Consider the following 24,677-nt stretch of genomic DNA (forward strand, 5'->3'; position numbering starts at 1 on the left):
GACCGGCCGTGGGTCGCCTCTTCGGCACCGACGGCGTCCGGGGTCGGGCCAACGCCGACCTCACGCCGGAGTTGGCCCTCTCGGTGGCACGTGCTGCCGCCGGCGTGCTGGCCGACCGCGACGGGACGCACCGTCCCGTCGCGGTCGTCGGCCGCGACCCCCGCGCGAGCGGGGAGATGCTCGAGGCCGCGGTGGTCGCGGGCCTCACCAGCGCCGGCGCGGAGGTGCTGCGGGTCGGCGTGCTGCCCACCCCGGCGGTCGCCCACCTCACCGCCGCGCTGGACGCCGACCTGGGCGTGATGCTCTCGGCGAGCCACAACCCGATGCCCGACAACGGCATCAAGCTCTTCTCCCGCGGCGGGCACAAGCTCCCCGACGCGGTCGAGGCCGCGGTCGAGCGCGGCGTGCTGACCGGTGCCGACGCGCAGGGCCACCGGCCCACCGGCCGCGACGTCGGCCGGGTGCGCGACGTCCCCGACGCCGGCGACCGCTACGCCGCCCACCTGCTGGCCGCCGTCCCCGCGTCGCTGGCCGGGGTGAGCGTGGTCGTGGACTGTGCCCACGGCGCGGCCAGCGCGCTCGCGCCGGAGGTCTACCGCCGGGCCGGTGCCACGGTGCACGTCATCGGCGCCGAGCCCGACGGCTGGAACATCAACGACGGCGTCGGCTCCACCCACCTGGACCCGCTGCGCGCCGCGGTCCAGGAGACCGGCGCGGACCTGGGCCTGGCCCACGACGGCGACGCCGACCGCTGCCTGGCGGTCACCGCCGACGGCGAGGTCGTCGACGGCGACGGCATCCTGGCCGTCTGCGCCCTGGGCCTGCACGAGGCCGGCGCGCTCACCGGCGACACGGTCGTGGCCACCGTGATGAGCAACCTGGGCTTCCACCACACCATGCGCGATGCCGGCATCGGCGTGGCCACCACCGCCGTCGGGGACCGCTACGTGCTGGAGACGCTGCGCAGCCGCGGGCTGTCCCTCGGCGGAGAGCAGAGCGGCCACCTGGTCTTCCTCGACCACGCCACCACCGGCGACGGCCTGCTCACCGGGCTGATGCTCATGGGCCGGATGGCCGCCACCGGGTCCTCGCTGGCCCAGCTGGCCGGCGTGGTCCGCAAGCTGCCCCAGGTGCTGGTCAACGTGCCGGTCGCCGACCGGATCGCGGTCAGCGAGAGCGACGACGTCGCCCGCGCGGTGAACGCGGTGGAGGAGGAGCTCGGCGAGACCGGCCGGGTGCTGCTGCGCCCCTCGGGCACCGAGCAGCTGGTGCGGGTGATGGTCGAGGCGCCCACCCAGGAGCAGGCCGACGAGGTCGCGCACCGGCTCGCCGAGGTCGTCGCCGCCGTCCGCTGACGGGTCGCCCCGCGGACCGGGCCACGTATCGTCGGTGCCCATGTGCGGCATCGTGGGGTACGTCGGTCCTCAGAACGCGTTGGACGTCGTCCTGGAGGGCCTGCGGCGGCTGGAGTACCGCGGGTACGACTCCGCCGGCGTCGCCGTCCTGGCCGAGGGGCAGCTGTCGTCGGCCAAGAAGGCCGGCAAGGTGGCCAACCTGGAGAAGGAGCTGGCCGAGCAGGCGCTGCCGCCGGCCACGATCGGCATCGGGCACACCCGCTGGGCCACCCACGGCGGCCCGACCGACCGCAACGCCCACCCGCACCTGTCGGCCGACGGCACCGTGGCGGTCATCCACAACGGGATCATCGAGAACTTCGCCGTGCTGCGGGCCGAGATCGAGGCCACCGGCGTCGAGTTCGCCTCCGAGACCGACACCGAGGTCGTCGCGCACCTGCTCGCCGCGGTCTACCCCACCCTCCCCGAGGGCGAGGGCCGCCTCGCCGAGGCCATGCGCCAGGTGTCCCGCCGGCTCGAGGGCGCCTTCACCCTGGTCGCCAGCCACGCCGCCGAGCCCGACACCCTGGTCGCCTCCCGCCGCAACTCCCCGCTGGTCGCCGGGGTCGGCGACGGCGAGTACTTCCTGGGCTCGGACGTCGCGGCCTTCATCGGGCACACCCGCAACGCCCTGGAGCTCGGCCAGGACCAGGTCGTGGAGATCGACCGCACCCGCGGGGTGACCGTCACCGACTTCGCCGGCAACCGCGTCGAGCCCACCGCCTACACCGTCGACTGGGAGGCCGAGGCCGCGGGCAAGGCCGGCTACGACTGGTTCATGCTCAAGGAGATCGACGAGCAGCCGCAGGCCGTCGCCGACACCCTGCTCGGCCGGCTGGGCAACCGCGGCGAGATCGTGCTGGACGAGGTGCGCATCTCCGACGAGGACCTCCGCGGGGTCACCAAGATCTTCGTGATCGCCTGCGGCACGGCCTACCACGCGGGCCTGATCGCCAAGTACGCCATCGAGCACTGGACCCGCATCCCCGTCGAGGTGGAGCTGGCCAGCGAGTTCCGCTACCGCGACCCGGTGCTGGACCGCTCCACGCTGGTCGTGGTCATCTCCCAGTCCGGGGAGACGATGGACACCCTCATGGCGCTGCGGCACGCCAAGGAGCAGCAGGCCCGGGTGCTGGCGATCTGCAACGCCAACGGCTCCACCATCCCACGCGAGTCCGACGCCGTGCTCTACACCCGGGCCGGACCCGAGGTCGCCGTCGCCTCCACCAAGGGCTTCCTCACCCAGGTGGTGGCCTGCTACCTGGTCGGGCTGTTCCTGGCGCAGGTCCGCGGGCTGAAGTACGAGGACGAGGTCGCCGCGGTGGTGCGCGACCTGCGCAGGCTGCCCGACCAGGTGCGCGAGGTGCTGGCCGGGATGGACGAGGTGCGCGAGCTGGGCCGGTCGCTGGCGACCGAGTCGACGATCCTGTTCCTGGGCCGGCACGTGGGCTACCCGGTGGCCCTCGAGGGTGCGCTCAAGCTCAAGGAGCTGGCCTACATCCACGCCGAGGGCTTCGCCGCCGGCGAGCTCAAGCACGGCTCGATCGCGCTCATCGGCGAGGGCACCCCGGTCATCGTGGTCGCGCCGTCCCCGCACGGCCGGGAGTCGCTGCACGGCAAGGTGGTCTCCAACATCCAGGAGGTGCGGGCCCGCGGCGCCCGCACGATCGTCATCGCCGAGGAGGGCGACGACGACGTGCTGCCCTACGCCGACCACGTCGTCCGGGTGCCCCGCACGCCGACCCTGCTCGCACCGGTGGTCACCACCGTGCCGCTGCAGATCCTGGCCTGCGAGATCGCCGACACCCGGGGCCTGGACGTCGACATGCCCCGCAACCTGGCCAAGTCCGTCACCGTGGAATGACCGGCGGGTGATCGTCGGGGTGGGCATCGACGTGTGCCCGGTCGAGCGGTTCGCCGAGTCGCTGCGGCGCACCCCCGGCCTGCGCAACCGGCTGTTCACCCCGGCCGAGCAGGTGACCCCCTCGGGGGCACCGCGCACCGGGGAGTCCCTGGCCGCCCGCTTCGCGGCCAAGGAGGCACTGGCCAAGGCACTCGGCGCACCGGGGGACCTGCACTGGCACGACGCCGAGGTGACGGTCGGTGAGCACGGCCGGCCGCTGCTGGCCGTGCGGGGCACCGTCGCCGCCCGGGCCGCGCAGCTGGGGGTCACGGCCTGGCACGTGTCGCTGAGCCACGACGGGGGCATCGCTTCGGCCGTGGTGATCGCGGAGCGGGACTCGTGACCGGCCTGTTCACGGCCGCCCAGGTGCGTGCCGCCGAGGCCGCGGTGCTGGCCCGGACCCCCGGGGGCGCGCTCATGCAGCGCGCCGCGACGGGGCTGGCGACGGTGTGCCTGCGGCTGGCCGGCCGGGCGGTCGGCCTGCGGGTGGTGCTGCTCGTCGGCGCCGGGGACAACGGCGGCGACGCGCTGTGGGCCGGTGCGACGCTGGCCGGGCGGGGCGCGGCCGTCACCGCGCTGCTGCTGGACCCCGGCCGGGCGCACCCGGCGGGCCTGGCCGCGCTGCGCCGGGCCGGTGGCCGGGTGGTCACCGACGCCGGCTCGGCCGGGCTGGACCGGGCCGACCTGGTGCTCGACGGGATCACCGGCACCGGCGGCCGGGGCGGGCTGCGGCCCGCCGCCACCGGCGCCGTGGCCCGCGCGGTGGCCGGGCCCGGTCTGCTGGTGGCGGTCGACCTGCCCAGCGGGGTGGACGCCGACACCGGCGCGGTCGAGGGCAAGGCGTTCCCCGCCCAGCACACGGTCACCTTCGGCGCGGTCAAGGTCGGCCTGGTCGTGGGGGCGGGCCGCGGGCACGCGGGCACGGTGCACCTGGTGGAGCTGGGCCTGCACCTGCCCGCGCCGGCCGCCCGGCAGTTCACCGACGCCGACGTCGCCGCGCGGCTGCCCGACCCCGGGGCCGGGGACGACAAGTACTCCCAGGGCGTGGTCGGCGTGCACGCCGGGTCCGCCACCTACCCGGGTGCGGCCGTGCTGTGCACCGGGGCGGCGCTGCGGACCCGGCCCGGGCTGGTCCGGTACGCCGGGACGGCGGCCGCGGGGGTGCGGGCGGCGTGGCCCGAGGCGATCGTCACCGACGGCCGGCCGACCGACGCCGGCCGGGTGCAGGCCTGGGTGGTGGGCCCCGGCGGGGGCACCGACGACGAGGCGCGCGACGTGCTGGCCGAGGTGCTGGCCACCGACCTGCCGGTGCTGGTCGACGCCGACGGCCTGACCCTGCTCGCCGACGACCTGGACCTGGTCCGGGACCGCACGGCGCCGACCGTGCTCACCCCGCACGACCGGGAGTTCACCCGCCTGGGCTTCGACCTCGGCGCGGACCGCGTCGGGGCCACCCGCGCCGCGGCCGCCGACCTGGGTGCCGTCGTGCTGCTCAAGGGCGACGCGACCGTGGTCGCCGACGCCGACGGCACGGTGTTCGTCAACGGCACCGGCACGCCGTGGCTGGCCACCGCCGGCACCGGCGACGTGCTCAGCGGGGTGGTCGGCGCACTGCTGGCCACCGGCCTGCCCGCGGTCGAGGCCGCCGCGGCCGGGGCGCACCTGCACGGCCGCGCCGGCCAGCTCGCCGCGGCGTCCGGCCCGCTCATCGCCTCCGACGTCGTCGCCCACCTCCCCGCCGCCGTGCACCGCCTGACCACCGGGCAGTGATCAGGGGACCTGATCCAGGTACGGCCACCCGCACCGACGTCGGTGGGGTCGGCGACACGGTGACCAGGTCTCCTGATCACCGTCCGGGGGGCGGGCTGGGAGGATCGGGGACGTGAGCCTGCAGAACCGCGCCGAGGTGGTCGTCGACCTCGACGCCGTCGCCGCCAACACCAGCGTGCTGCGCGAGCGGGTGGGCCGGCCGCTGATGGCCGTGGTCAAGGCCGACGGGTACGGCCACGGCCTGGTGCCGGCCGCCCGCGCCGCCCTCGCCGGCGGTGCGGACGCCCTCGGGGTCACCGTGCTGGAGGAGGCCCTGGCGCTGCGCGCCGCCGGCGTCACCGCGCCGGTGCTGTCCTGGCAGCACGTCCCGGGCGCCGACTACGCCGCGGGCATCGCCGCCGACGTGGAGCTCTCGGTCAACGCCGGCTGGGCCCTGGCCGAGGTGGTCGACGCCGCGCGCGCCACCGGCCGCCCGGCCGCCGTCCAGCTGTTCGTGGACACCGGCCTGTCCCGCGAGGGCGCCACCCGCGCCGACTGGCCCGCCCTGGTCGAGGCCGCGGTGCGGGCGCAGGCCGAGGGCACCGTCGCGGTCACCGGGCTGTGGAGCCACCTGGCCTACGCCGACGCGCCCACCCACCCCACGATCGCCGCCCAGGTCGCGGTCTTCGAGGAGGCCACCGCGCTGGCCCGCGCTGCCGGGCTGACCGGCGCCCGCCGACACCTGGCCAACTCCGCGGCCACCGTGGCGCTGCCGCACACCTGGTACGACATGGTCCGGCCCGGCGTCGCCGTCTACGGCCTGGACCCCCTCGGCGGCGACCCCGCCGACCACGGCCTGCGCCCGGCGATGACGGTGCGCGCCCGGGTGGCGCTCACCAAGCGGGTCCCGGCCGGCACCGGGGTCTCCTACGGGCACACCCACCACACCGCCGCGGCGGCGAACCTGGCGCTGGTCCCGGTGGGCTACGCCGACGGGGTGCCCCGCGCGGCGGGCAACCGCGCGCCGGTGCTGGCCGCCGGCGCCCGGCGCACCATCGCCGGCCGGGTCTGCATGGACCAGTTCGTGCTCGACCTCGGCGACGACGAGCTGGCCCCCGGCGACGAGGTCGTGCTCTGGGGCCCCGGGGACGGCGGGGAGCCCACCGCGCAGGACTGGGCCGACGCGCTGGACACCATCCACTACGAGCTGGTCACCCGCGTCGGCGGCCGGTTCACCCGCACCTACACGGGGACCGCCGGGGTGGTGTCGTGAAGCACCCGCAGCCCCGCACCGTCGGGCTGGTCGGCGGTCTGGTCGGCCTGGCCGCCGCCGGCACCGCGGTCGGCGTCGCGGCCACCCGGGCGGCGTCCTCCCGGGTCCGCGCCGACAAGGTGGGCCCGGTGCCCGGCGCGCTGCCGCTGCCCGACATCACCGACCAGCCGGCCGAGGTGCAGCGCGCCGAGGACCCCCTGGGCACCGGGTCCCGCCCGGCCGACCGCACCGCGCTGGTCCCGGCGTCGGACGGCGTGCTGCTGCACGTCGAGGAGGTCGGCCCGCGCGACGCGCCGCTGACCGTCGTCCTGGTGCACGGCTACACGCTGTCGATGGCGTCCTGGACCTTCCAGCGCCGCGACCTGGCCCGCGAGCTCGCCACCGCGAACGGGCACGCCCCGCGGGCCCGCATCGTGCTCTACGACCAGCGCGGCCACGGCGCGTCCGGCCGCGGCGACGCCGAGCACTCCACCGTCGACCAGCTCGCCCAGGACCTGGTCTCGGTGCTCGACGCCCGGGTGCCGCGCGGCCCGGTGGTGCTGGTCGGCCACTCGATGGGCGGCATGACCGTGCTGCAGCTGGCCGCCCGCCGCCCGGACCTCTTCGGCGACCGGGTCGTCGGCGTGGGCCTGGTGTCCACCTCGGCCGGCGGGCTGGAGGACCTCGACCTCGGCCTGCCCGGGGTGCTCACCCGGGTGCGGGCCGCGGTGTTCCCGGTCGCCGGGTTCGTCATGCGGCACCGGCCGACGTTCGCCGAGTGGGTGCGCCGGTCGGCTGCCGACGTGGTCAGCTGGGCCACCAGGGCGCTGTCCTTCGCCGGCGAGGACGTCGACCCCCGCCTGGTCGACTACGTCGACGCGATGATCGGCGGCACCCCGGTCGAGGTGATCGCCGAGTTCTACCCGGCCATCGTCGGCCTGGACGCCGAGGCCGCGATCGAGCCGCTGGCGCACGTGCCGGTGCTGGTGCTCACCGGCGACGAGGACAAGCTCATCCCGCAGGGCCACAGCGACCGGCTGGTGGCCGAGCTGACCGCCGCCGGCGCCCGGGACGTGCGCTACCGGGTGGTCCCGCACTCCGGGCACCTCGTGCTGCTCGAGCACCCCGACGAGGTGACCGGGGCCATCACCGAGCTGGTCCGCCGGGCGGTCGCCCGGTGAGGCGCACCCTGGCCACGGTCGAGGACACCCGGGCCCTGGGCGCCGAGCTCGCCGGCCTGCTGCGCGCCGGTGACCTCGTGGTGCTGTCCGGGCCGCTGGGCGCCGGCAAGACGGCGCTGACCCAGGGCATCGGCGCCGGGCTCGGCGTCCCCGGCCCGGTCACCTCCCCGACCTTCGTGCTGGCCCGGGTGCACCGCGGCGGCCGGCTGCCGCTGGTGCACGTGGACGCCTACCGGCTGGGCTCCCTGCTCGACGTCGACGACCTCGACCTGGACACAGGGGTCCAGGAGTCGGTCACCGTCGTGGAGTGGGGCCACGGGATGGTCGAGCAGCTCGCCGACGAGCACCTGGTCGTCGAGCTCGAGCGGGGTGCCGACGACGACGTGCGGACGGCGACCCTGGTGCCGCACGGCCCGTCCTGGACCGCCCGGCTGCGCCCCACCCGGCAGCGCGCCACGGTGCGGGTGCTGCTGGTCGACGACGCCGACCGCGTGCTGCTGTTCCACGACAGCGACGCGGGCCTGGACCCCGTCGTCACCTGGTGGATGACGCCCGGCGGCGGGATCGACGACGGCGAGGACGACCTCACCGCGGTGGTCCGCGAGCTGGCCGAGGAGACCGGCCTGTCCGTCGACCGCGACGCCGTGCAGGGGCCGATCGCCCGGCGGCGGGTGCGGCACGGCTTCAGCGACGTGGTGGTCGACCAGCACGACACCTTCTACGCCGTCCGGGTGCCCGCCTTCGAGGTGTCCACCGCCGGCCACACCGAGGACGAGCAGCGCACCCTGGTCGGGCACCGCTGGTGGACCCGGGAGGAGCTGGCCGGCACCGGCGAGACGGTCTACCCGGGCGACCTCGCCGGCCTGCTGGACCTGGCCGGGGACCCCGCGCGCTGGCCGGTCGAGCTGCCCGACGTCGACGAGTCCACGCTGCCCTGACCGGGCCCGGCTAACCTCGACGGTCGTGCTCACCCTGGCGATCGACACCGCGACGCCGACCCTGGTGGTCGGTCTCGCCGACGGCGACCGGGTGCTCGCCGAGGCCGGCGTGCCCTCGGGCACCCGGCACGCCGAGCTGCTGACCCCCACGGTGACCGACGTGCTCACCCGCGCCGGGGTCGCGCTCGCCGACGTCGGTCGGCTGGTCGTCGGGCTGGGGCCGGGCCCCTACACCGGGCTGCGGGTGGGCATCGTGACCGCCGCGGCCCTGGGCGACGTGGTCGGCGCCCCCGTGCACGGGGTCTGCTCGCTGGACGCGGTCGGCGACGGCCCGCGGGTGGTCGTCACCGACGCCCGCCGCAAGGAGGTCTACTGGCGCGCCTACGACGGCGCCCCGCTGGCCGGGCCCGGGGTGGGCCGGCCCGAGGAGCTGGACCTGCCCGACCTGCCCGTGGTCGGCGACGCCCGCTTCGCCGAGCGGCTGGGCCGCGGGGTCGCGCCCGCCGAGGTGACCACCGCCGGGCTGCTGCGCGCGGTCCCGGCCGGCCCGCCCGCACCGCTGACCCCCCTGTACCTGCGCCGGCCCGACGCCGTGCCCAACGTGGTCCGCAAGCCGGTGACCCGGTGATCGAGCTGCGCCCGATGACGCGGGAGGACCTCACCGCCGTGATGCGGCTGGAGGAGGAGCTCTTCGCCCCCGACACCTGGACCCGGGCCATGTACCTCGAGGAGCTCGGGATGACCGACACCCGCAGCTACACCGTCGCCGTCGACGGCGCCGAGGTGGTCGGCTACGCCGGGCTGATCGCCTACCCCGACGAGGCGCACGTGGCCACCATCGGGGTCACCGGGTCCCGGCAGGGCGAGGGCATCGGCGGCCGGCTGCTGGACGCGCTGCTGGCCGAGGCCGACCGGCGCAGCCCCGTCGTCCTGCTGGAGGTCCGGGCCTCCGACGAGGCCACCCAGGGCCTGTACGCCCGGCGGGGGTTCGTCCCGATCGGCGTGCGGCCGGGCTACTACCCCAACAGCGGCGAGGACGCGGTGGTGATGAAGCGTGGCTGAACCGTTGGTGCTGGGGTTCGAGACCAGCTGCGACGAGACCGGCATCGGCCTGGTCCGCGGGCACACCCTGCTGTCGGACGCCCTGGCCACGTCGATGGCCGAGCACGAGCGGTTCGGCGGCGTCGTCCCCGAGATCGCCTCCCGGGCGCACCTGGAGGCGATGGTCCCGACCGTGCACCGCGCCCTGGCCGACGCCGGGGCCGCCCTGTCGGACGTGGACGCCGTCGCGGTGACCAGCGGGCCCGGCCTGACCGGCGCGCTGCTGGTCGGCGTCGCCGCGGCCAAGGCCTACGCGCTGGCCCTCGGCGTCCCGCTGTACGGGGTCAACCACCTGGCCGCGCACGTCGCCGTCGACGAGCTGGAGCACGGCCGCCTCGCCGAGCCCAGCATCGCCATGCTGGTCTCGGGCGGGCACAGCTCGATCCTGCTGGTGCCCGACCTGTCCCAGGACGTCGTCGAGCTCGGCCGGACCATCGACGACGCCGCCGGCGAGGCCTTCGACAAGGTCGCCCGGGTGCTGGACCTGCCCTTCCCGGGCGGCCCGCCGATCGACCGGGCCGCGCAGGAGGGCACCGCGTCGATCGCGTTCCCCCGCGGCCTCACCGGCCCGCGCGACCCGGCCTACGACTTCTCCTTCTCGGGGCTGAAGACCGCCGTCGCCCGGTGGGTCGAGGCCCAGCAGCGCGACGGCGTGCACGTCAGCGTCCCCGACGTCGCGGCGAGCTTCCAGGAGGCGGTGGTCGACGTGCTCACCGCCAAGGCCGTGCGGGCCTGCCGCGACCACGGCGTGGACCACCTGGTCATCGGCGGGGGAGTGGCGGCCAACTCCCGGCTGCGCGCGGTCGCCCAGGAGCGCTGCGACGCCGCGGGCATCGTGCTGCGGGTGCCCAGCCGGCGGCTGTGCACCGACAACGGCGCGATGGTCGCCGCGCTGGGCTCCCGGCTGGTGATGGCCGGCGTCGCGCCGTCGCAGCCCGACCTGGGTGCCGACAGCTCGCTGCCGATCGACGTGGTCTCCCGCTGAGGGCGCTCAGCCCTCGCAGAGCAGGACGGTGGGGACGTCGGCCACCCGGGTGACGACGACGACCGCCCGCCCCTCGCCCTTCCCGCGCAGCTGCTTGACCAGCGCCTCGGGCTCCACGGCCGACCCGCGCTTCTTCACCACCACCCGGCCGATGCCCCGCTCGCGCAGCAGAGCCTTCAGCCGCTTGACGGAGAACGGCAGCACGTCGGTGACCCGGTAGGAGCTGACCCACGGCGAGTCGACGGGTGCGTCGGAGGTGAGGTAGGCGATCTGCTCGTCGACCAGCGTCGCGCCCAGCTGCGCCGCCACCGTGGCGACCAGGCCGGACCGGATGACCGCGGGGTCGGGCTCGTGCAGCCACCCGCGCGGGGCGGCGACGGGGGCCCGGCCGGGGTCGGCGTCGGCGGTCAGCTCGTGGACGGCGCCGGCCCGGACGACGGTGGCCCGCCGCCAGGTCGCCGACACCCCGCGGCCCCACAGCAGCGCCTCCACGATCGAGCCGCCGGCCGACACCCACTCGGCCTCGACGCCCTCGGGCACCCGGTCGTGGTCCAGCCCGGGCGCCACCTTGACCACGCAGCGCGGCACGGCGTCCAGCAGCGCGGCCACGGTCGACCAGGGCGGGGACCAGCCGCCGGGGTCGGTGATCCGCCGGCCGTGCGCCCGCCGCGCGGGGTCCAGGACGGCGGCCTCGCAGCCGGCCACCCGGCCGTCGGCGGCCGCCGCGACCAGGTCGACGACGTCGGCGTCGCGCACCTGCACGGCCAGCCCGAGGGCGGCGGCGTTGTGCGCGGTCAGCTCCCGGGCCACCGGGTCGCGGTCGACGGCGACGACCGACGCCCCGGCGCGGGCCAGCGCGACCGCGTCGGTGCCCGACGCGCAGCCCAGGTCGACCGCGGTGGCCGCCCCGCCGGCCAGCAACCGGGCGGCGCGGCGGTCGGCCAGCTCGGGCCGGCCGGCCTGCTCGAGGGTGTCGCCGGTGAACAGCAGCCGGTCGGCGTCGGCGCCGAAGGCGGGCCGGGCCCTCTCCCGCTGCCGGGCCACGCCCCAGGCGGGCCCGCCGACGTCGGCGCCGAACTCCGCGCGCAGCCGGGACAGGGCGGTGACCACGTCGGTGCGGTCGGCGAGCAGACCGGCCGCCCGGGTGAGGGCCGCGGCCCCCTCGGGGGTGGCCAGCAGGCGCAGCTGGCGGACGGTCTCCTCAGCGGCTTGCTCGACCTCGGACGGCACCGGGACAGCCTGGACCACCCGGCCGGGCGGGACGTCGCCGACCCGGTTGAGCGGCTGGCACTCTGGTGGGTAGAGTGCCAACCGACACGGGCCGGGCCTGACCCCCGCGACGGCAGACCCCGGCCCCCGTGCCACAGCATCCGCACCGTCCAACGCTCGTCCGAACGGAAGAGGGGGAGTCACCACGTGACCACCGCCACCAAGGTCAGCATCAAGCCGCTGGAGGACCGGGTCGTCGTCCAGGCCAACGAGGCCGAGACCACCACCGCCTCCGGCCTGGTCATCCCGGACACCGCCAAGGAGAAGCCCCAGGAGGGCACCGTCGTCGCCGTCGGCCCGGGCCGTATCGACGACAACGGCAACCGCGTCCCCCTGGACGTCAACGTGGGCGACGTCGTCGTCTACTCCAAGTACGGCGGCACCGAGGTGCGCTACGCCGGCGAGGACTACCTCGTGCTGTCGGCCCGCGACCTGCTGGCCGTCGTCGAGAAGTGAGCTGAGCTCACCCCGTTCCACCTGAGCGCCCCGGGTGACCCGCTTCCGGGTCCCCGGGGCGTTCTGCGTCCCACCCCCCAGCACCGGACACCGGGAGGACCTCCGTGCCCAAGATCATCCAGTTCGACGAGGACGCGCGCCGCGCCCTCGAGCGCGGCGTCGACAAGCTCGCCGACGCCGTCCGCGTGACCCTCGGCCCGCGCGGCCGCAACGTGGTCATCGACAAGAAGTTCGGCGCCCCCACCATCACCAACGACGGCGTGACCATCGCCCGCGAGGTCGACCTCGACGACCCGTTCGAGAACCTCGGCGCGCAGCTGGCCAAGAACGTCGCCACCAAGACCAACGACGTCGCCGGCGACGGCACCACCACCGCCACCGTGCTGGCCCAGGCCCTGGTGCACGAGGGTCTGCGCAACGTCGCCGCCGGGGCGAACCCGACCGCGCTGGGCCGCGGCATCGCCGCCGCCGTCACCGCGGTGCAGGGTGCCCTGGACGAGGTCGCCATCCCCGTCGACGGCCGGCAGGCCATCGCGCACGTGGCCACCATCTCCGCCCAGGACGCCGTGATCGGCGACCTGATCGGCGAGGCCATGGAGAAGGTCGGCAACGACGGCGTCATCACCGTCGAGGAGTCGAACACCCTGGACACCGAGCTGGTCGTCACCGAGGGCCTGGCCTTCGACAAGGGCTACCTGTCGCCGTACTTCGTCACCGACCAGGAGTCGATGGAGGCCGTCCTCGACGACGCCCTCGTGCTGCTGGTGTCGGGCAAGGTCTCGGCGCTGGCCGACCTGCTGCCGCTGCTGGAGAAGGTGCTCTCGACCGGTGGCCGTCCGCTGCTGATCGTCGCCGAGGACGTCGAGGGCGAGGCGCTGTCGACCCTGGTCGTCAACTCCATCCGCAAGACCGTCAAGGTCGTCGCGGTGAAGTCGCCGTTCTTCGGCGACCGCCGCAAGGCGTTCATGCAGGACCTGGCCATCGTCACCGGCGGCCAGGTGGTCAGCGAGGACGTCGGCCTGTCGCTGTCCGAGGTCGGCCTCGAGGTGCTGGGCACCGCCCGCCGGGTCACCGTGACCAAGGACGACACCGTCCTGGTCGACGGCGGCGGCCAGCCCACCGCGGTCTCCGACCGGGTTGCCCAGATCCGCCGCGAGATCGAGTCGACCGACTCCGACTGGGACCGCGAGAAGCTGCAGGAGCGGCTGGCCAAGCTCGCCGGCGGCATCGGCGTCATCCGCGTCGGTGCGGCCACCGAGGTCGAGATGAAGGAGAAGAAGCACCGGATCGAGGACGCCATCGCCGCCACCCGCGCCGCGGTGGAGGAGGGCGTCGTCCCCGGTGGCGGCTCCGCGCTGGTGCACGCCGCGGCCGTGGTGGACGGGCTCTCCCTCACCGGCGACGAGGCCACCGGTGCCCGCTCGGTGCGCCGCGCGCTGGACGCCCCGCTGTCCCAGATCGCGGCCAACGCCGGCTTCGAGGGCCCCGTCGTGGTCGGCAAGGTCCGCGAGCTCGGCACCGGCCAGGGCTTCAACGCCGCCACCGGCGCCTACGGCGACCTGGCCGGCGAGGGCGTCATCGACCCGGTCAAGGTCACCAAGGCCGCCCTGGGCCACGCCGCCTCGATCGCGGCGATGGTGCTGACGACGGACTCCGCCGTCGTCGAGGCGCCCGAGGAGGAGCACGCGCACGCCGGCGGTGGGCACCACACCCACGGCCACGGCGGGCACGGCCACTCGCACTGACGGTCGCGCCCCGTCCCGCCCGCGGGACGGGGCCGACCCGGCCCGCACGGGCCCCGGCACGACGAAGGGCCGGTCGACCATCCGTGGTCGACCGGCCCTTCGTGGTCCGGGGGTGGTGCCGGGGTGTCAGACCCCGACGCGCACCGGCGCGTTCTCGGCGGCGATGAGCCGGGTGCGCTCCTCCTCGCTCATGCCGCCCCACACGCCGTAGGGCTCGCGGACGCTGAGCGCGTGCTTGAGGCAGGCCTCCACGACGGGGCAGGTGCCGCACACGGCCTTCGCCGCGGCCTGCCGACGGGCCCGGGCCGGGCCGCGCTCGCCGTCGGGGTGGAAGAACAGGGACGTGGACTCGCCACGGCAGGCGCCGTGCAGTTGCCAGTCCCACACCTCGGCGACGGGGGTGGGCAGGCGGCGGATGTCAGCCATTCGGAGTCCTCCAGTGCTCGGGTGGCCGGGGTGCTGCCCGGCGCTCCAGGCCACTGCCCGGGGGTGATCACACCCAAACACGATCGCGATCATTCATCCTGCGGGATCTCCGGATGTGTGCATCGGTCGCGCACCGCGCCGGCCTCACCCGCCGGGGTGACACCCCCTGGGCACCACCCCGCGGGCCGATCAAGGTGGGTCCCGACCCCGCCGACCACCGAGTGGGGGACACCGGTGCCCCGAACGGGGTACGGCTGGTGAGGACGGGAGCAGACGTGATCGAGGACAGGACCCGCGCCGCGGTGAACGGCGGCGCGCACGGCGTCGGGGGATCGACCGTGTGGGTGTTCGACGAGCGCCGCCGCGTCCGCGACGACGTCGCCTCCCGGCTGGTCGCGCTGCCGTCGGTGGCCCGCGTCGAAGCCGTCGGCGACCCCGCCTCCCTGCTCGCCCGGCTGGCCACCCGCCAGCCCGACGTGCTGCTCGTGGGCACCCAGCGCGCCACCGACAGCGGTCTGGCCGTCGCCACCCAGGTGCTGCGCGCCCACCCGTCGGTGCCGGTCCTGGTGCTCGGGGCCCCCGACGACGCCGAGAGCGTGCGGGCCGCCGTCGCGGCCGGCGCCCGCGGCTACCTGCGCTGGGACGCCTCGCCCGTGGAGATGGGCCTGGGCGTCTCCCGGGTCGGCCTGCGCGCCGAGCCCGGCCGCCCGCACACCGGCCCGCTGTCGGCCGTCGGCGCCCCGCCGGCGCACGCCTTCGGCGGTTCCACCGCGCTGGCCGCCGCGCCCACCACGGTGCGCGCCGCGGTCCGGGTCGACGTCCCCGCCGTCACCCTGTCGGTGCGCGAGATGCAGGTGCTCACCGGCATGAGCCAGGGCAAGAGCAACGCCCAGATCGGCCGCGAGCTCTACCTGTCCGAGGACACCATCAAGACCCACGCCCGCCGGCTTTTCCGCAAGCTCGGCGCGAAGGACCGCGCCGAAGCGGTCGCCAGCGGGTTCCGTCGCGGCATGATGAGCTGAGCCGCCCGAGGACCCCGCAGGGTCGACGGGCTCCGCCCCCGACCCGGAGGACCCAGCACCGATGACAGGCGACCGGGTCACCCTGACCGTCGTGGTGCCCACCTACGACGAGGCGGCCAACGTCGCCGAGCTGCTGCGGCGCGTCGACGCCGCGGTCGGCGGCCCGGCCACCGAGGTCGTCGTGGTCGACGACTCCGCCGACGACACCGCGGCGATCGCGCGGGCGCAGGCCCCGGCGCTGCGCTCGCAGCTGGTGGTCATCCACCGCGCCGAGCCCGAGGGCGGGTTGTCCGGGGCGGTGGTGGCCGGGCTGCGCGCGGCCCGCGGCCGGCGCTGTGCCGTCCTCGACGGCGACCTCCAGCACCCGCCGGAGGTGCTGCCCGCGCTGCTGGACGCGCTGGAGGGCGCCGACGTCGCCGTCGCCTCCCGGTACACCACCGGCGGGGCGGCCGAGGGCCTGTCCGGGTGGCTGCGGCACGGGGTCTCCCGGACCACGACGCTGGTCACCAAGGCGATGTTCCCGACCCGGCTGCACACCTGCAGCGACCCGATGACCGGGTTCTTCGCCCTGGACCTCGGCCGGGTCGACCTCGACGAGCTGCGGCCCAAGGGGTTCAAGATCCTGCTCGAGGTGCTGGTCCGCCGGCGGCGGCGGATCCGCGAGGTGCCCTTCGCCTTCGGTGCGCGCACCGGCGGGTCGTCCAAGGCCTCGCTGCGCCAGGGTCTGTGGTTCCTCTGGCAGCTGGCCGACCTGCGCTTCGGCCGGATGTCGGGGTTCGCGCTGGTGGGCGCCCTCGGTGCGGTGGTCAACGTGGCGATCGTGTCGGCGCTGGTGGCGCTGGGCATGCCGTTCCTGCCGGCCGCGGTGGTCGCCGCCGAGACCACGATCGTGGGCAACTTCCTGCTGCAGGAGCGCTACGTGTTCGCCGACCTGGTCGCCACGGCCGACCCGGTGCGGCGGCGGTTCCTGCGGTCGGCGCTGTTCAACAACGCCGAGAGCGCCGTCCGCATCTCGATCGCCTGGTGGCTGGTCGAGCACGGCGTGCTCACCAGCGCCATCGCCACCGCGGTGACCCTGGCCGTCGCCTTCGTGGCGCGGTTCGTCTTCCACGCCCTGGTCGTGTACCGCCCGCGCGAGCGGGGCCCGGTGCCCAGCCTGGAGCAGACCGCCGTCTAGGGCTGGTCGTCGCGGGCGTGCCGGCCCGGGGCGCGGCCCTCGCGGGGCTCCTCGGCCTCGGCGTGCGCGGCCACCCCGTCGGCGTAGCCGCTGGCGTAGTCCCAGCTGACGTAGTCGTCGGGGTCGGGGTCGAAGGGCGGCTCGTGCCGGCCGGTCTGGCCCTCGTCGAGCAGCTGCCGCAGGTTGGCCTGCATGAGCGCCCAGTCGACGTGGTGCTCCTCGTCGCAGTCGGGGCAGTCGACCACGATGCCCTTGACCCCGGTGGGCTCCAGCAGGGTGCGGAAGACCTCGAGCTCGGCCAGGTCGTCGAGCACCCCGGCCCGCTCCTCCATGGTCAGCGGGGGCGGCGGCGGTGCCTCGCCGTCGCCGCCGCCGCCGCCGCTGCCGTCGGTGCCGAAGGCGTCGTCCCACGAGGTCACGGCTGCGAGCCTAGGCGTCCCGGGGGTGTGACGGGGGTGGCAGCCTACGATCGACGGGGTCCCCGTGCGCCGTCCCGGCGCCGTACCACCGGACGTCGACCCGACGTCCCCCGGACGAGAGGTGGCGGCACCCGTGCAGCCCGACGCCAGCACCCCCGAGCTCCCCGCGAAGTTCGCGCCCCTCGGGCTGACCTACGACGACGTCCTGCTGGTGCCCGGTGCCTCGGACGTCGTCCCCGCCGAGGTCGACACGTCCTCCCTGCTGACCCGGGGCATCCGGCTGTCCATCCCGCTGGTCTCCAGCGCCATGGACACCGTGACCGAGGCGCGGATGGCGATCGCCATGGCCCGCGCGGGCGGGGTCGGCATCCTGCACCGCAACCTGGCCGCCGAGGAGCAGGCCGGCCAGGTCGACCTGGTCAAGCGGTCGGAGTCGGGCATGATCACCAACCCGGTGACCTGCTCCCCGGACAACACCCTGGCCGAGGTCGACGCGCTGTCGGGCCGCTACCGCATCTCCGGCGCCCCCGTGGTCGACGACGACGGCGTGCTGGTCGGCATGGTGACCAACCGCGACATGCGCTTCGAGTCCGACCACGCCAACCGGCTGGTGCGCGACGTGATGACCCCGCTGCCGCTGGTCACCGCCCCGGTCGGGGTCGACGGCGACACCGCGCTGGCCCTGCTGCGCCAGCACAAGGTCGAGAAGCTGCCGCTGGTCGACGACGCCGGCCGGCTGCGCGGGCTGATCACCGTCAAGGACTTCATCAAGCGCGACCAGTACCCGAACTCCACCAAGGACGCCGACAACCGCCTCGTGGTGGGTGCCGCCCTGGGTGTGGGCGAGGACGCCTACAAGCGCGCGGGCCTGCTGGTCGACGCCGGCGTGGACGTGCTCGTGGTCGACACCGCGCACGGCCACCAGCGCGCGGTGCTGGAGATGGTCACCCGGGTCAAGAAGGACTTCGGCATCCAGGTCGTCGGCGGCAACGTCGCCACCCGGGCCGGCGCGCAGGCGCTCGTCGACGCCGGTGCCGACGGCGTCAAGGTCGGCGTCGGGCCCGGCTCGATCTGCACCACCCGCGTGGTCGCCGGCGTCGGCGTCCCGCAGGTGACCGCGGTCTACGAGGCCTCCCTGGCCTGCAAGCCGGCCGGTGTGCCGGTCATCGCCGACGGCGGGCTGCAGTACTCCGGCGACATCGCCAAGGCCCTGGTCGCCGGTGCCGACACCGTGATGCTGGGCAGCCTGTTCGCCGGTGTCGAGGAGGCCCCGGGCGACCTGGTCTTCATGAACGGCAAGCAGTACAAGTCCTACCGCGGCATGGGCTCGCTCGGGGCGATGCAGAAGCGCGGGAACCAGTCCTACAGCCGCGACCGCTACTTCGCCGACGACGTCCTCTCCGACGACAAGCTCGTGCCCGAGGGCATCGAGGGCCAGGTGCCCTACCGCGGCGCGCTGTCGGGGGTGGCCCACCAGCTCGTCGGCGGCCTGCGCGCCTCGATGGGCTACGCCGGCGCGGCCACCGTCGCCGAGCTGCAGGAGAAGGGCCAGCTCACCCGGATCACCGCGGCGGGCCTGACCGAGAGCCACCCGCACGACATCCAGATGACCGTCGAAGCTCCCAACTACCGGGCCCGGTGACCCCCAGTGCCAGTGCGTGACAACGTCGAGATCGGGCTGAACCGCTTCGCCCGCCGCGGCTACGACCTCGACGAGGTCTCGATCGTGCCCAGCCGGCGCACCCGGGACGTCGACGACGTGTCCACCGCCTGGCAGATCGACGCCTTCCGGTTCGGGATCCCGCTGGTCGCCAGCCCGTCGGACGCGGTGATGAGCCCGGCGACGGCCATCGCGGTCGGCCAGGCCGGCGGGCTCGGCGTGCTCAACGCCGAGGGCCTGTGGACCCGCTACGACGACCCGGCCGACGTCTACGCCAAGCTGCGCGAGGCCGCGGCCTCGGGGACGTCGAGCACCGCGCTGCTGCAGGAGCTCTACCGCGAGCCGGTCAAGACCGACCTGATCACCGCCCGGGTCAAGGAGCTGCGCGACTCCGGCGTCACCTCGGCGGTGCGGATCAGCCCGCAGCACACCGAGCAGTTCGCCGCCACGGTGCTCTCGGCCGGGGTCGACCTGCTGGTCATCCAGGGCACGATCGTCTCCGCCGAGCACGTCACCACCCAGGACGACTCGCTCAACCTCAAGGAGTTCATCGCCGACCTCGACGTCCCGGTCATCGTGGGCGGGGCGGCGGACTACCAGACCACCCTGCACCTGATGCGCACCGGCGCGGCCGGCGTGATCGTGGGCGTCGGCGCCGACAGCGCCTCCACCGGCGACGCCGTCATGGGCGTGCGGGTGCCGCTGGCCACCGCCATCGCCGACGCCGCGGCCGCGCGCCGGGACTACCTGGACGAGACCGGCGGCCGGTACGTGCACGTCATCGCCAACGGCGCGATCGAGACCTCCGGCGCCATCGCCCGGGCGCTGGCCTGCGGGGCCGACGCCGTGCAGCTCGGCGAGCCGCTGCGCTCGGCGGCCGAGGCGCCGGCCGGCGGTGCCTGGTGGGACTCCGTCGCCGCGCACCCCCGGCTCCCGCGCGGCGTGGTCGACGCCCCGGTGCCGGCCGCGGCGCCGCTGGAGCAGGTGCTCAACGGGCCCGCCGTCGAGGCCGACGGCCGCACCAACCTCTTCGGCGCGCTGGCCCGCACCATGGCCAAGACCGGCTACCGGGACCTCAAGGAGTTCCAGCGGGTCGACCTGGTCATCGGGGGCTGAGGATGGACTTCCCCACGGTCCTGGTCGTCGACTTCGGCGCCCAGTACGCCCAGCTGATCGCCCGCCGCATCCGCGAGGCCGGGGTCTACTCCGAGCTCGTGGGCTCCGACGTCCCCGTCGCCGAGGTGCTCGCCCGCAAGCCCGCGGCCATCGTGCTGTCGGGCGGCCCGTCGTCGGTGTACGCCGAGGGCGCCCCGCAGGTCGACCCGGCGCTGTTCGAGGCCGGGGTCCCGGCGTTCGGCATCTGCTACGGCTTCCAGGCCATGGCGCAGTCCCTCGGCGGCACCGTCGCGCACACCGGCGACCGCGAGTACGGCGGCACCCCGCTGACCGTGACCACCGCCAACCGGCTGTTCGGGGAGACCCCGCTGGAGCAGTCGGTGTGGATGAGCCACGGCGACGCGGTCTCCGCGGCCCCGCCCGGGTTCACCGTCACCGCCACCTCGACCGGTGCGCCGGTGGCGGCCTTCGAGGACGTCGACCGCAAGCTCGCCGGGGTGCAGTTCCACCCCGAGGTCAAGCACACCGCGCACGGGCAGACCGTGCTCGAGCACTTCCTGTTCGACATCGCCGGCCTCGAGAAGTCCTGGACCACGGCCAACGTCGTGGAGGACCAGGTCGAGGCGGTCCGCGCGCAGATCGGGGACAAGCGGGCGCTGTGCGCGCTGTCGGGGGGTGTGGACTCCGCGGTCGCCGCCGCCCTGGTGCAGCGGGCCATCGGTGACCGGCTGACCTGCGTCTACGTCGACCACGGGCTGATGCGGGAGGGCGAGACCGAGCAGATCGAGCGCGACTTCGTCGCCGTCACCGGTGCCGACCTGCGGGTGGTCGACGCCCGGGAGCAGTTCCTCGGTGCGCTGGCCGGCGTCAGCGACCCCGAGCAGAAGCGCAAGATCATCGGCCGAGAGTTCATCCGGGTCTTCGAGCAGGCCGCCACCGACGTGGTCGCCGACGCCCAGGCGCACGGGGAGACCGTCGAGTTCCTGGTGCAGGGCACGCTCTACCCCGACGTCGTGGAGTCCGGCGGGGGCACCGGGACGGCGAACATCAAGAGCCACCACAACGTCGGCGGCCTCCCCGAGGACCTGACGTTCAGCCTGGTGGAGCCGCTGCGCACGCTGTTCAAGGACGAGGTGCGCGCGGTGGGCCTGCAGCTGGGCCTGCCCGAGTCGCTGGTCTGGCGGCAGCCCTTCCCGGGGCCGGGCCTGGGCATCCGCATCGTCGGCGAGGTGACCGCGGACCGGCTCTCCACCCTGCGCCGGGCCGACGCGATCGCCCGGGCCGAGCTGACCGCCGCCGGGCTGGACCGGGAGATCTGGCAGTGCCCGGTGGTGCTGCTGGCCGACGTCCGCTCGGTCGGCGTGCAGGGCGACGGCCGCACCTACGGCCACCCGGTGGTGCTGCGGCCGGTGTCCAGCGAGGACGCGATGACCGCGGACTGGACCCGGCTGCCCTACGACGTGCTGCAGCGGATCTCGACCCGGATCACCAACGAGGTGGCCGAGGTCAACCGGGTGGTGCTGGACGTGACCAGCAAGCCCCCGGGCACCATCGAGTGGGAGTGACGCAGGACCCCCGCGCCGAGGCAGGGGATCCCCTCCACCACGCGTGACGGCTGTCCGTGGTGGAGGGGATCCCCTGCCCGGGCGGGGAGGGTCAGCCGCGGGGCTTGCGGAGCTCGGTGACCAGCAGCCCGACGCCGGCGACGACCAGGACGACGGCGACGAACCCGCCGCCGAACACCCAGCCCGGCAGCGAGGTGCCGACCAGGCCGAGGACGGCGACCAGGCAGAACACCACGCCGGCGGTCAGCGCCAGCAGGTCGGGGGAGCGGCGGCGCGGGGCCGGCTGCACGGCGGGTGCCGGCGGCGCCCAGGTGCCGGTGCCGTCGGGCAGGACGGCGGTGTCGCGGCGGTCGGTGTCCTGGCCGGGGTGCACGGTGGTCTCCTGCTCGCTGGTCGCGGGGGTGCGGGGGTCGGTCGGCTCAGCCACGGGACACCGTCACGTCGCCGATGCCCGATTGGATCGTCAGCACGACCTCGGGGGTGCTGTCCCCGGTCCACGGCCGCGACCCGGTGCCCGGGAAGAAGCCGCCCTGCGACCCGTCGCCGAACACGTCCGTCTCGCCCACCCCGTTCTGCACGTCCACCTGGACGTCGGCCGAGCGGGGGACCACGACCTCGACGTCGCCGATGCCGGCGTCGACGGTGGTGGTGATCGGCGCGGTGAGGTCGGCCAGGTCGATGCCGGTCAGGTCGAGCTCGGTGTCGCCGACCCCGCTGCGGTAGTCCGCGCGCACCGCGTCGGCGGTGGCCGGGGCGTAGCTGCGGTCACCGACCCCGCCGCGGGTCCGGTCCTGCCAGCCGTGGCCGGCGGAGGCGACGACCACCGCGAAGGTCAGCAGCACGCCCAGCGCCACCAGCGGTCCACGGGCTGACCGGCCGCCGACGAAGGCGCCCACCCCGAGGCCGAGGCCGACGACGAGCAGCGCGATCGAGAGGAACACCACCGGGCCGGGGCTCCATGGCGTGGCCCAGGCGACCAGGGCGGTGACGCCGAGGGTGATCAGCAGGGCCGCCACGGTCACCCCGGGGACGGGGGAGCGGGGCTCGACGGCCCGCGGCTCCGGCTGCGGGGCGTGCGGGTCGACCGGGCGGGCCGGCATGAGCAGCCACAGCAGCAGGTAGACGAGGAACCCGGTGCCGCCGGCGAACACCAGGGCGATGAAGCCGACCCGCCACAGCAGCGCGTCGATGCCGGTGTACTCGGCGAGGCCGCCGCCGACACCGCCGATGACCTTGTCGGTCCGGCTGCGGCGCAGCGGCGGCCGGGTCGGCTGCCACGGGGGCGGGGGGCCGCCGGCCGGCGGCTCGGGGGAGGGCGGCAGCGGTGGCGGAGGGGACTGCGGAGGCGTCGAGGTCGTCATGGCGTCCACCCTCCGGGCGTCGGGACCTCGACGGTATCGGGGAACACCCCGGTCCGACCCCCGTTCCGCCCCCTCAGGGTGTTCCCCGATGTGCCCGCACCCGGGCCCGGGGCACGATGGTCCGGTGACCACGACCGCGCCCCCGGCAGGCGTCCGCGCCGACCGGCCGCCGCTGCTGCGCGCCCGCCGCGGCCGCGTGCTGGGCGGGGTCGCCGCGGGCACCGCCGACCACCTGCGGCTGGACCCGGTTGTCGCCCGCGTCGCGTTCGTGCTGCTGGGCATCTCCGGCGTCGGCGTCGTCGCCTACGCGCTGCTCTGGTTCACCATGAAGGCGGCCCCGGCCGACTACGAGCGCCCGGAGCGCCCCCCGCGGGCCAGCGGTCGGCAACTGCTCGGGCTGGTCGCGCTGGGCGTGCTGGCGCTGGGCCTGTCCAGCCGGCTGGACACGCTGACGCGGGGCGACGTCGTCGTCCCCCTGGTGCTGGCCGGGGCCGGGCTGGCGGTGATCTGGTACCAGCTGGACACCGAGCGCACCGACGCCCGGTCCGCGCGCTGGGGCCTGGTGGTCGGCGTGCTGCTCGCCGGGGGCGGGTTGGTGCTGCTGCTGGCCACGACCGGGCAGCTGGCCAACGCCCGCAACGGGTTCGTGGCCACCGTCGTGGTGCTCGTCGGCGTCGCGCTGGCGACCGCCCCGCTGTGGCGCCGGCTGCTGGACTCCCGGGCCGACGAGCGGGCCGCCCGCATCCGCTCCGAGGAGCGCGCCGCGGTGGCGGCGCACCTGCACGACTCCGTGCTGCAGACCCTGGCGCTGGTGCAGAAGCACGCCGGGGACCCCGCGCAGGTCACCCGGCTGGCCCGCGGCCAGGAGCGCGAGCTGCGCAGCTGGCTGTACGCCCCGCGCTCTGCCGAGGGCGGCACCTGGGCCGGCCGGGTGTCGGAGCTGGTCGCCGATGTCGAGGCCGACCACGAGGTCGCCGTCGACCCGGTCGTGGTCGGGGACGCCGAGGTCGACGACGCCGTCGAGGCCCTGGCCCGCGCGACGCGCGAGGCGGTGGTCAACGCCGCCAAGCACGCCGGGGTGACGTCGGTCGACCTGTACACCGAGGTGACGCCGTCCGCGGTCACCGTCTACGTCCGCGACCGGGGTGCCGGGTTCGACCCCGACCGGGTGCCCGAGGACCGGCGCGGGCTGCGCGACTCGGTGGTGGGCCGGCTGCAGCGGGTCGGCGGCACCGCGACGGTGCACACCGCACCCGGGGCCGGTACGGAGGTCGAGCTGGTGCTGCCGAGGAGGACGACGTGACACGGGTGTTCCTGGTCGACGACCACGCGATGGTGCGCTCGGGGGTGCGCGCGGAGCTGGGCGACGCCGTCGAGGTGGTCGGCGAGGCCGCCGACGTCGCCGAGGCCGTCGCCGGCGTGCGGGCCACCCGCCCGGACGTCGTCCTGCTCGACGTGCACCTGCCCGGCGGCGGCGGGCGGGCGGTGCTGGAGACGCTGCGCGGCGAGCTGCCCGACGTCCGGTGGCTGGCGCTGTCGGTCTCCGACGCCGCCGAGGACGTCATCGCCGTCATCCGGGCCGGGGCGCGCGGCTACGTGACCAAGACGATCTCCGGCCCCGACCTGCGCGACGCCGTGGCCCGGGTCGCCGAGGGCGACGTGGTGTTCTCCCCGCGGCTGGCCGGGTTCGTGCTGGACGCCTTCGCCGCCGGGCCGGCCGCGCCCGCCCCCGCGCCGGACGTCGACCCCGGCCTGGACCTGCTCTCGGCTCGGGAGCGGGAGGTCATGCAGCTGCTGGCCCGCGGCTACACCTACCGCGAGATCGGCCAGCGCCTGTTCATCTCGGTCAAGACCGTGGAGTCCCACGCCTCGGGCGTGCTGCGCAAGCTGCAGCTGTCCAACCGCAACGAGCTCACCCGCTGGGCCGTGGACCGCAAGCTGGCCTGAGCCCCGGTCGG

General features: G+C 75.6%; 24 protein-coding genes. 19 read left to right on the forward strand and 5 right to left on the reverse strand.

The genetic code is table 11. From position 1 onward, the window contains the following. The first annotated feature begins 8 nt into the window (after nucleotides 1-8). From glmM to tsaD, 10 genes are all read left to right on the forward strand, one after another. Nucleotides 9-1,355, forward strand: coding sequence for a phosphoglucosamine mutase (gene glmM / locus BLT39_RS08080; protein ID WP_091061453.1), 1,347 nt, complete (start codon nucleotides 9-11; stop codon nucleotides 1,353-1,355). Between the two features lie 40 nt (nucleotides 1,356-1,395). Further along, on the forward strand, nucleotides 1,396-3,258 hold the full coding sequence (gene glmS, locus BLT39_RS08085; protein WP_091061454.1) for a glutamine--fructose-6-phosphate transaminase (isomerizing): 1,863 nt from the start codon (nucleotides 1,396-1,398) through the stop codon (nucleotides 3,256-3,258). 7 nt (nucleotides 3,259-3,265) lie between these two features. After that, entirely contained in the window at nucleotides 3,266-3,640 is a 375-nt protein-coding gene (locus tag BLT39_RS08090) for a holo-ACP synthase (protein WP_091061455.1), read from the forward strand. Further along, a complete protein-coding gene (locus BLT39_RS08095; RefSeq protein WP_091061456.1) occupies nucleotides 3,637-5,067 on the forward strand; it encodes an NAD(P)H-hydrate dehydratase in 1,431 nt (476 codons plus the stop codon). The genes BLT39_RS08090 and BLT39_RS08095 overlap by 4 nt, the downstream gene beginning before the upstream one ends. 112 nt (nucleotides 5,068-5,179) lie before the next feature. Continuing rightward, nucleotides 5,180-6,319 carry an alanine racemase gene (gene alr, locus BLT39_RS08100; RefSeq protein WP_091061457.1) on the forward strand — a complete coding sequence of 380 codons (1,140 nt, stop codon included), beginning with the start codon at nucleotides 5,180-5,182 and terminating at the stop codon, nucleotides 6,317-6,319. Further along, nucleotides 6,316-7,479, forward strand: a complete 1,164-nt coding sequence (locus tag BLT39_RS08105) for an alpha/beta fold hydrolase (RefSeq protein ID WP_091061458.1) — start codon at nucleotides 6,316-6,318, stop codon at nucleotides 7,477-7,479. The genes alr and BLT39_RS08105 overlap by 4 nt, the downstream gene beginning before the upstream one ends. Next, nucleotides 7,476-8,417, forward strand: a complete 942-nt coding sequence (gene tsaE, locus BLT39_RS08110; protein WP_091061460.1) for a tRNA (adenosine(37)-N6)-threonylcarbamoyltransferase complex ATPase subunit type 1 TsaE — start codon at nucleotides 7,476-7,478, stop codon at nucleotides 8,415-8,417. Before BLT39_RS08105 ends, tsaE begins: the two co-directional genes overlap by 4 nt. A gap of 25 nt (nucleotides 8,418-8,442) precedes the next feature. Beyond that, nucleotides 8,443-9,045, forward strand: coding sequence for a tRNA (adenosine(37)-N6)-threonylcarbamoyltransferase complex dimerization subunit type 1 TsaB (gene tsaB / locus BLT39_RS08115; RefSeq protein WP_091061462.1), 603 nt, complete (start codon nucleotides 8,443-8,445; stop codon nucleotides 9,043-9,045). Next, nucleotides 9,042-9,479, forward strand: a complete 438-nt coding sequence (gene rimI, locus BLT39_RS08120; RefSeq protein WP_242658244.1) for a ribosomal protein S18-alanine N-acetyltransferase — start codon at nucleotides 9,042-9,044, stop codon at nucleotides 9,477-9,479. The genes tsaB and rimI overlap by 4 nt, the downstream gene beginning before the upstream one ends. Further along, nucleotides 9,472-10,503 (forward strand): tRNA (adenosine(37)-N6)-threonylcarbamoyltransferase complex transferase subunit TsaD, encoded by a 1,032-nt coding sequence (tsaD, locus tag BLT39_RS08125; protein ID WP_091061464.1) that lies wholly within the window; start codon nucleotides 9,472-9,474, stop codon nucleotides 10,501-10,503. Before rimI ends, tsaD begins: the two co-directional genes overlap by 8 nt. Nucleotides 10,504-10,509: 6 nt before the next feature. Here the strand turns inward: tsaD and BLT39_RS08130 are convergent, their stop codons facing one another. Then, on the reverse strand, nucleotides 10,510-11,733 hold the full coding sequence (locus BLT39_RS08130; RefSeq protein WP_091061466.1) for a class I SAM-dependent methyltransferase: 1,224 nt from the start codon (nucleotides 11,731-11,733) through the stop codon (nucleotides 10,510-10,512). A 186-nt stretch (nucleotides 11,734-11,919) separates the two neighbouring features. Here BLT39_RS08130 and groES point away from each other — a divergent pair, with 186 nt between their 5' ends. Continuing rightward, the gene (gene groES / locus BLT39_RS08135; RefSeq protein ID WP_091061468.1) at nucleotides 11,920-12,228 is read left to right on the forward strand and encodes a co-chaperone GroES; all 309 of its coding nucleotides are present in this window, start codon (nucleotides 11,920-11,922) and stop codon (nucleotides 12,226-12,228) included. 104 nt (nucleotides 12,229-12,332) lie between these two features. Continuing rightward, on the forward strand, nucleotides 12,333-13,973 hold the full coding sequence (groL, locus tag BLT39_RS08140; protein ID WP_091061470.1) for a chaperonin GroEL: 1,641 nt from the start codon (nucleotides 12,333-12,335) through the stop codon (nucleotides 13,971-13,973). Between the two features lie 126 nt (nucleotides 13,974-14,099). On the opposite strand, the gene BLT39_RS08145 is transcribed toward groL, so the two are convergent. Beyond that, on the reverse strand, nucleotides 14,100-14,399 hold the full coding sequence (locus BLT39_RS08145; protein WP_091061472.1) for a WhiB family transcriptional regulator: 300 nt from the start codon (nucleotides 14,397-14,399) through the stop codon (nucleotides 14,100-14,102). A 275-nt stretch (nucleotides 14,400-14,674) separates the two neighbouring features. On the opposite strand from BLT39_RS08145, the gene BLT39_RS08150 reads away from it, so the two are divergent. Both BLT39_RS08150 and BLT39_RS08155 read left to right on the forward strand, forming a co-directional pair. Then, the gene (locus BLT39_RS08150; protein WP_242658245.1) at nucleotides 14,675-15,421 is read left to right on the forward strand and encodes a helix-turn-helix transcriptional regulator; all 747 of its coding nucleotides are present in this window, start codon (nucleotides 14,675-14,677) and stop codon (nucleotides 15,419-15,421) included. A gap of 61 nt (nucleotides 15,422-15,482) precedes the next feature. Further along, nucleotides 15,483-16,598 (forward strand): glycosyltransferase, encoded by a 1,116-nt coding sequence (locus tag BLT39_RS08155; RefSeq protein ID WP_091061476.1) that lies wholly within the window; start codon nucleotides 15,483-15,485, stop codon nucleotides 16,596-16,598. Here BLT39_RS08155 and BLT39_RS08160 read toward each other — a convergent pair. Next, nucleotides 16,595-17,017 carry a DUF5319 family protein gene (locus BLT39_RS08160; protein WP_242658246.1) on the reverse strand — a complete coding sequence of 141 codons (423 nt, stop codon included), beginning with the start codon at nucleotides 17,015-17,017 and terminating at the stop codon, nucleotides 16,595-16,597. The genes BLT39_RS08155 and BLT39_RS08160 overlap by 4 nt on opposite strands. 121 nt (nucleotides 17,018-17,138) lie before the next feature. On the opposite strand from BLT39_RS08160, the gene guaB reads away from it, so the two are divergent. Genes guaB through guaA form a run of 3 tightly spaced genes read left to right on the forward strand, consistent with a single transcriptional unit; the run spans nucleotide 17,139 to nucleotide 21,358 of the window. Further along, entirely contained in the window at nucleotides 17,139-18,659 is a 1,521-nt protein-coding gene (gene guaB / locus BLT39_RS08165) for an IMP dehydrogenase (protein WP_479723791.1), read from the forward strand. Between the two features lie 6 nt (nucleotides 18,660-18,665). Further along, the gene (locus tag BLT39_RS08170; RefSeq protein ID WP_229827628.1) at nucleotides 18,666-19,793 is read left to right on the forward strand and encodes a GuaB3 family IMP dehydrogenase-related protein; all 1,128 of its coding nucleotides are present in this window, start codon (nucleotides 18,666-18,668) and stop codon (nucleotides 19,791-19,793) included. Nucleotides 19,794-19,795: 2 nt separating this feature from the next. After that, on the forward strand, nucleotides 19,796-21,358 hold the full coding sequence (gene guaA / locus BLT39_RS08175; protein WP_091061480.1) for a glutamine-hydrolyzing GMP synthase: 1,563 nt from the start codon (nucleotides 19,796-19,798) through the stop codon (nucleotides 21,356-21,358). A 91-nt stretch (nucleotides 21,359-21,449) separates the two neighbouring features. Here guaA and BLT39_RS08180 read toward each other — a convergent pair whose 3' ends face one another. Beyond that, complete coding sequence (locus BLT39_RS08180; protein ID WP_091061482.1) at nucleotides 21,450-21,785, reverse strand: hypothetical protein; 336 nt, start codon at nucleotides 21,783-21,785, stop codon at nucleotides 21,450-21,452. Then, a complete protein-coding gene (locus BLT39_RS08185; protein ID WP_091061876.1) occupies nucleotides 21,778-22,719 on the reverse strand; it encodes a PspC domain-containing protein in 942 nt (313 codons plus the stop codon). Before BLT39_RS08185 ends, BLT39_RS08180 begins: the two co-directional genes overlap by 8 nt. A 124-nt stretch (nucleotides 22,720-22,843) precedes the next feature. On the opposite strand from BLT39_RS08185, the gene BLT39_RS08190 reads away from it, so the two are divergent. Together BLT39_RS08190 and BLT39_RS08195 are read left to right on the forward strand one after the other, a co-directional pair. After that, nucleotides 22,844-24,022 (forward strand): ATP-binding protein, encoded by a 1,179-nt coding sequence (locus BLT39_RS08190; RefSeq protein WP_242658247.1) that lies wholly within the window; start codon nucleotides 22,844-22,846, stop codon nucleotides 24,020-24,022. Continuing rightward, nucleotides 24,019-24,666 (forward strand): response regulator, encoded by a 648-nt coding sequence (locus BLT39_RS08195; RefSeq protein WP_091061486.1) that lies wholly within the window; start codon nucleotides 24,019-24,021, stop codon nucleotides 24,664-24,666. The genes BLT39_RS08190 and BLT39_RS08195 overlap by 4 nt, the downstream gene beginning before the upstream one ends. The last annotated feature ends 11 nt before the right edge of the window (nucleotides 24,667-24,677 follow it).

This window comes from Klenkia brasiliensis, assembly GCF_900100695.1.
Taxonomy (GTDB): Bacteria; Actinomycetota; Actinomycetes; order Mycobacteriales; family Geodermatophilaceae; genus Klenkia; species Klenkia brasiliensis.

Coding starts and splice junctions, on each gene's coding strand:
- BLT39_RS08155 (WP_091061476.1), top strand. CDS start 15,483: ATGACAGGCGACCGGGTCACCCTGACCGTCGTGGTGCCCACCTACGAC.
- guaA (WP_091061480.1), top strand. CDS start 19,796: ATGGACTTCCCCACGGTCCTGGTCGTCGACTTCGGCGCCCAGTACGCC.
- glmS (WP_091061454.1), top strand. CDS start 1,396: ATGTGCGGCATCGTGGGGTACGTCGGTCCTCAGAACGCGTTGGACGTC.
- BLT39_RS08185 (WP_091061876.1), bottom strand. CDS start 22,719: ATGACGACCTCGACGCCTCCGCAGTCCCCTCCGCCACCGCTGCCGCCC.
- BLT39_RS08145 (WP_091061472.1), bottom strand. CDS start 14,399: ATGGCTGACATCCGCCGCCTGCCCACCCCCGTCGCCGAGGTGTGGGAC.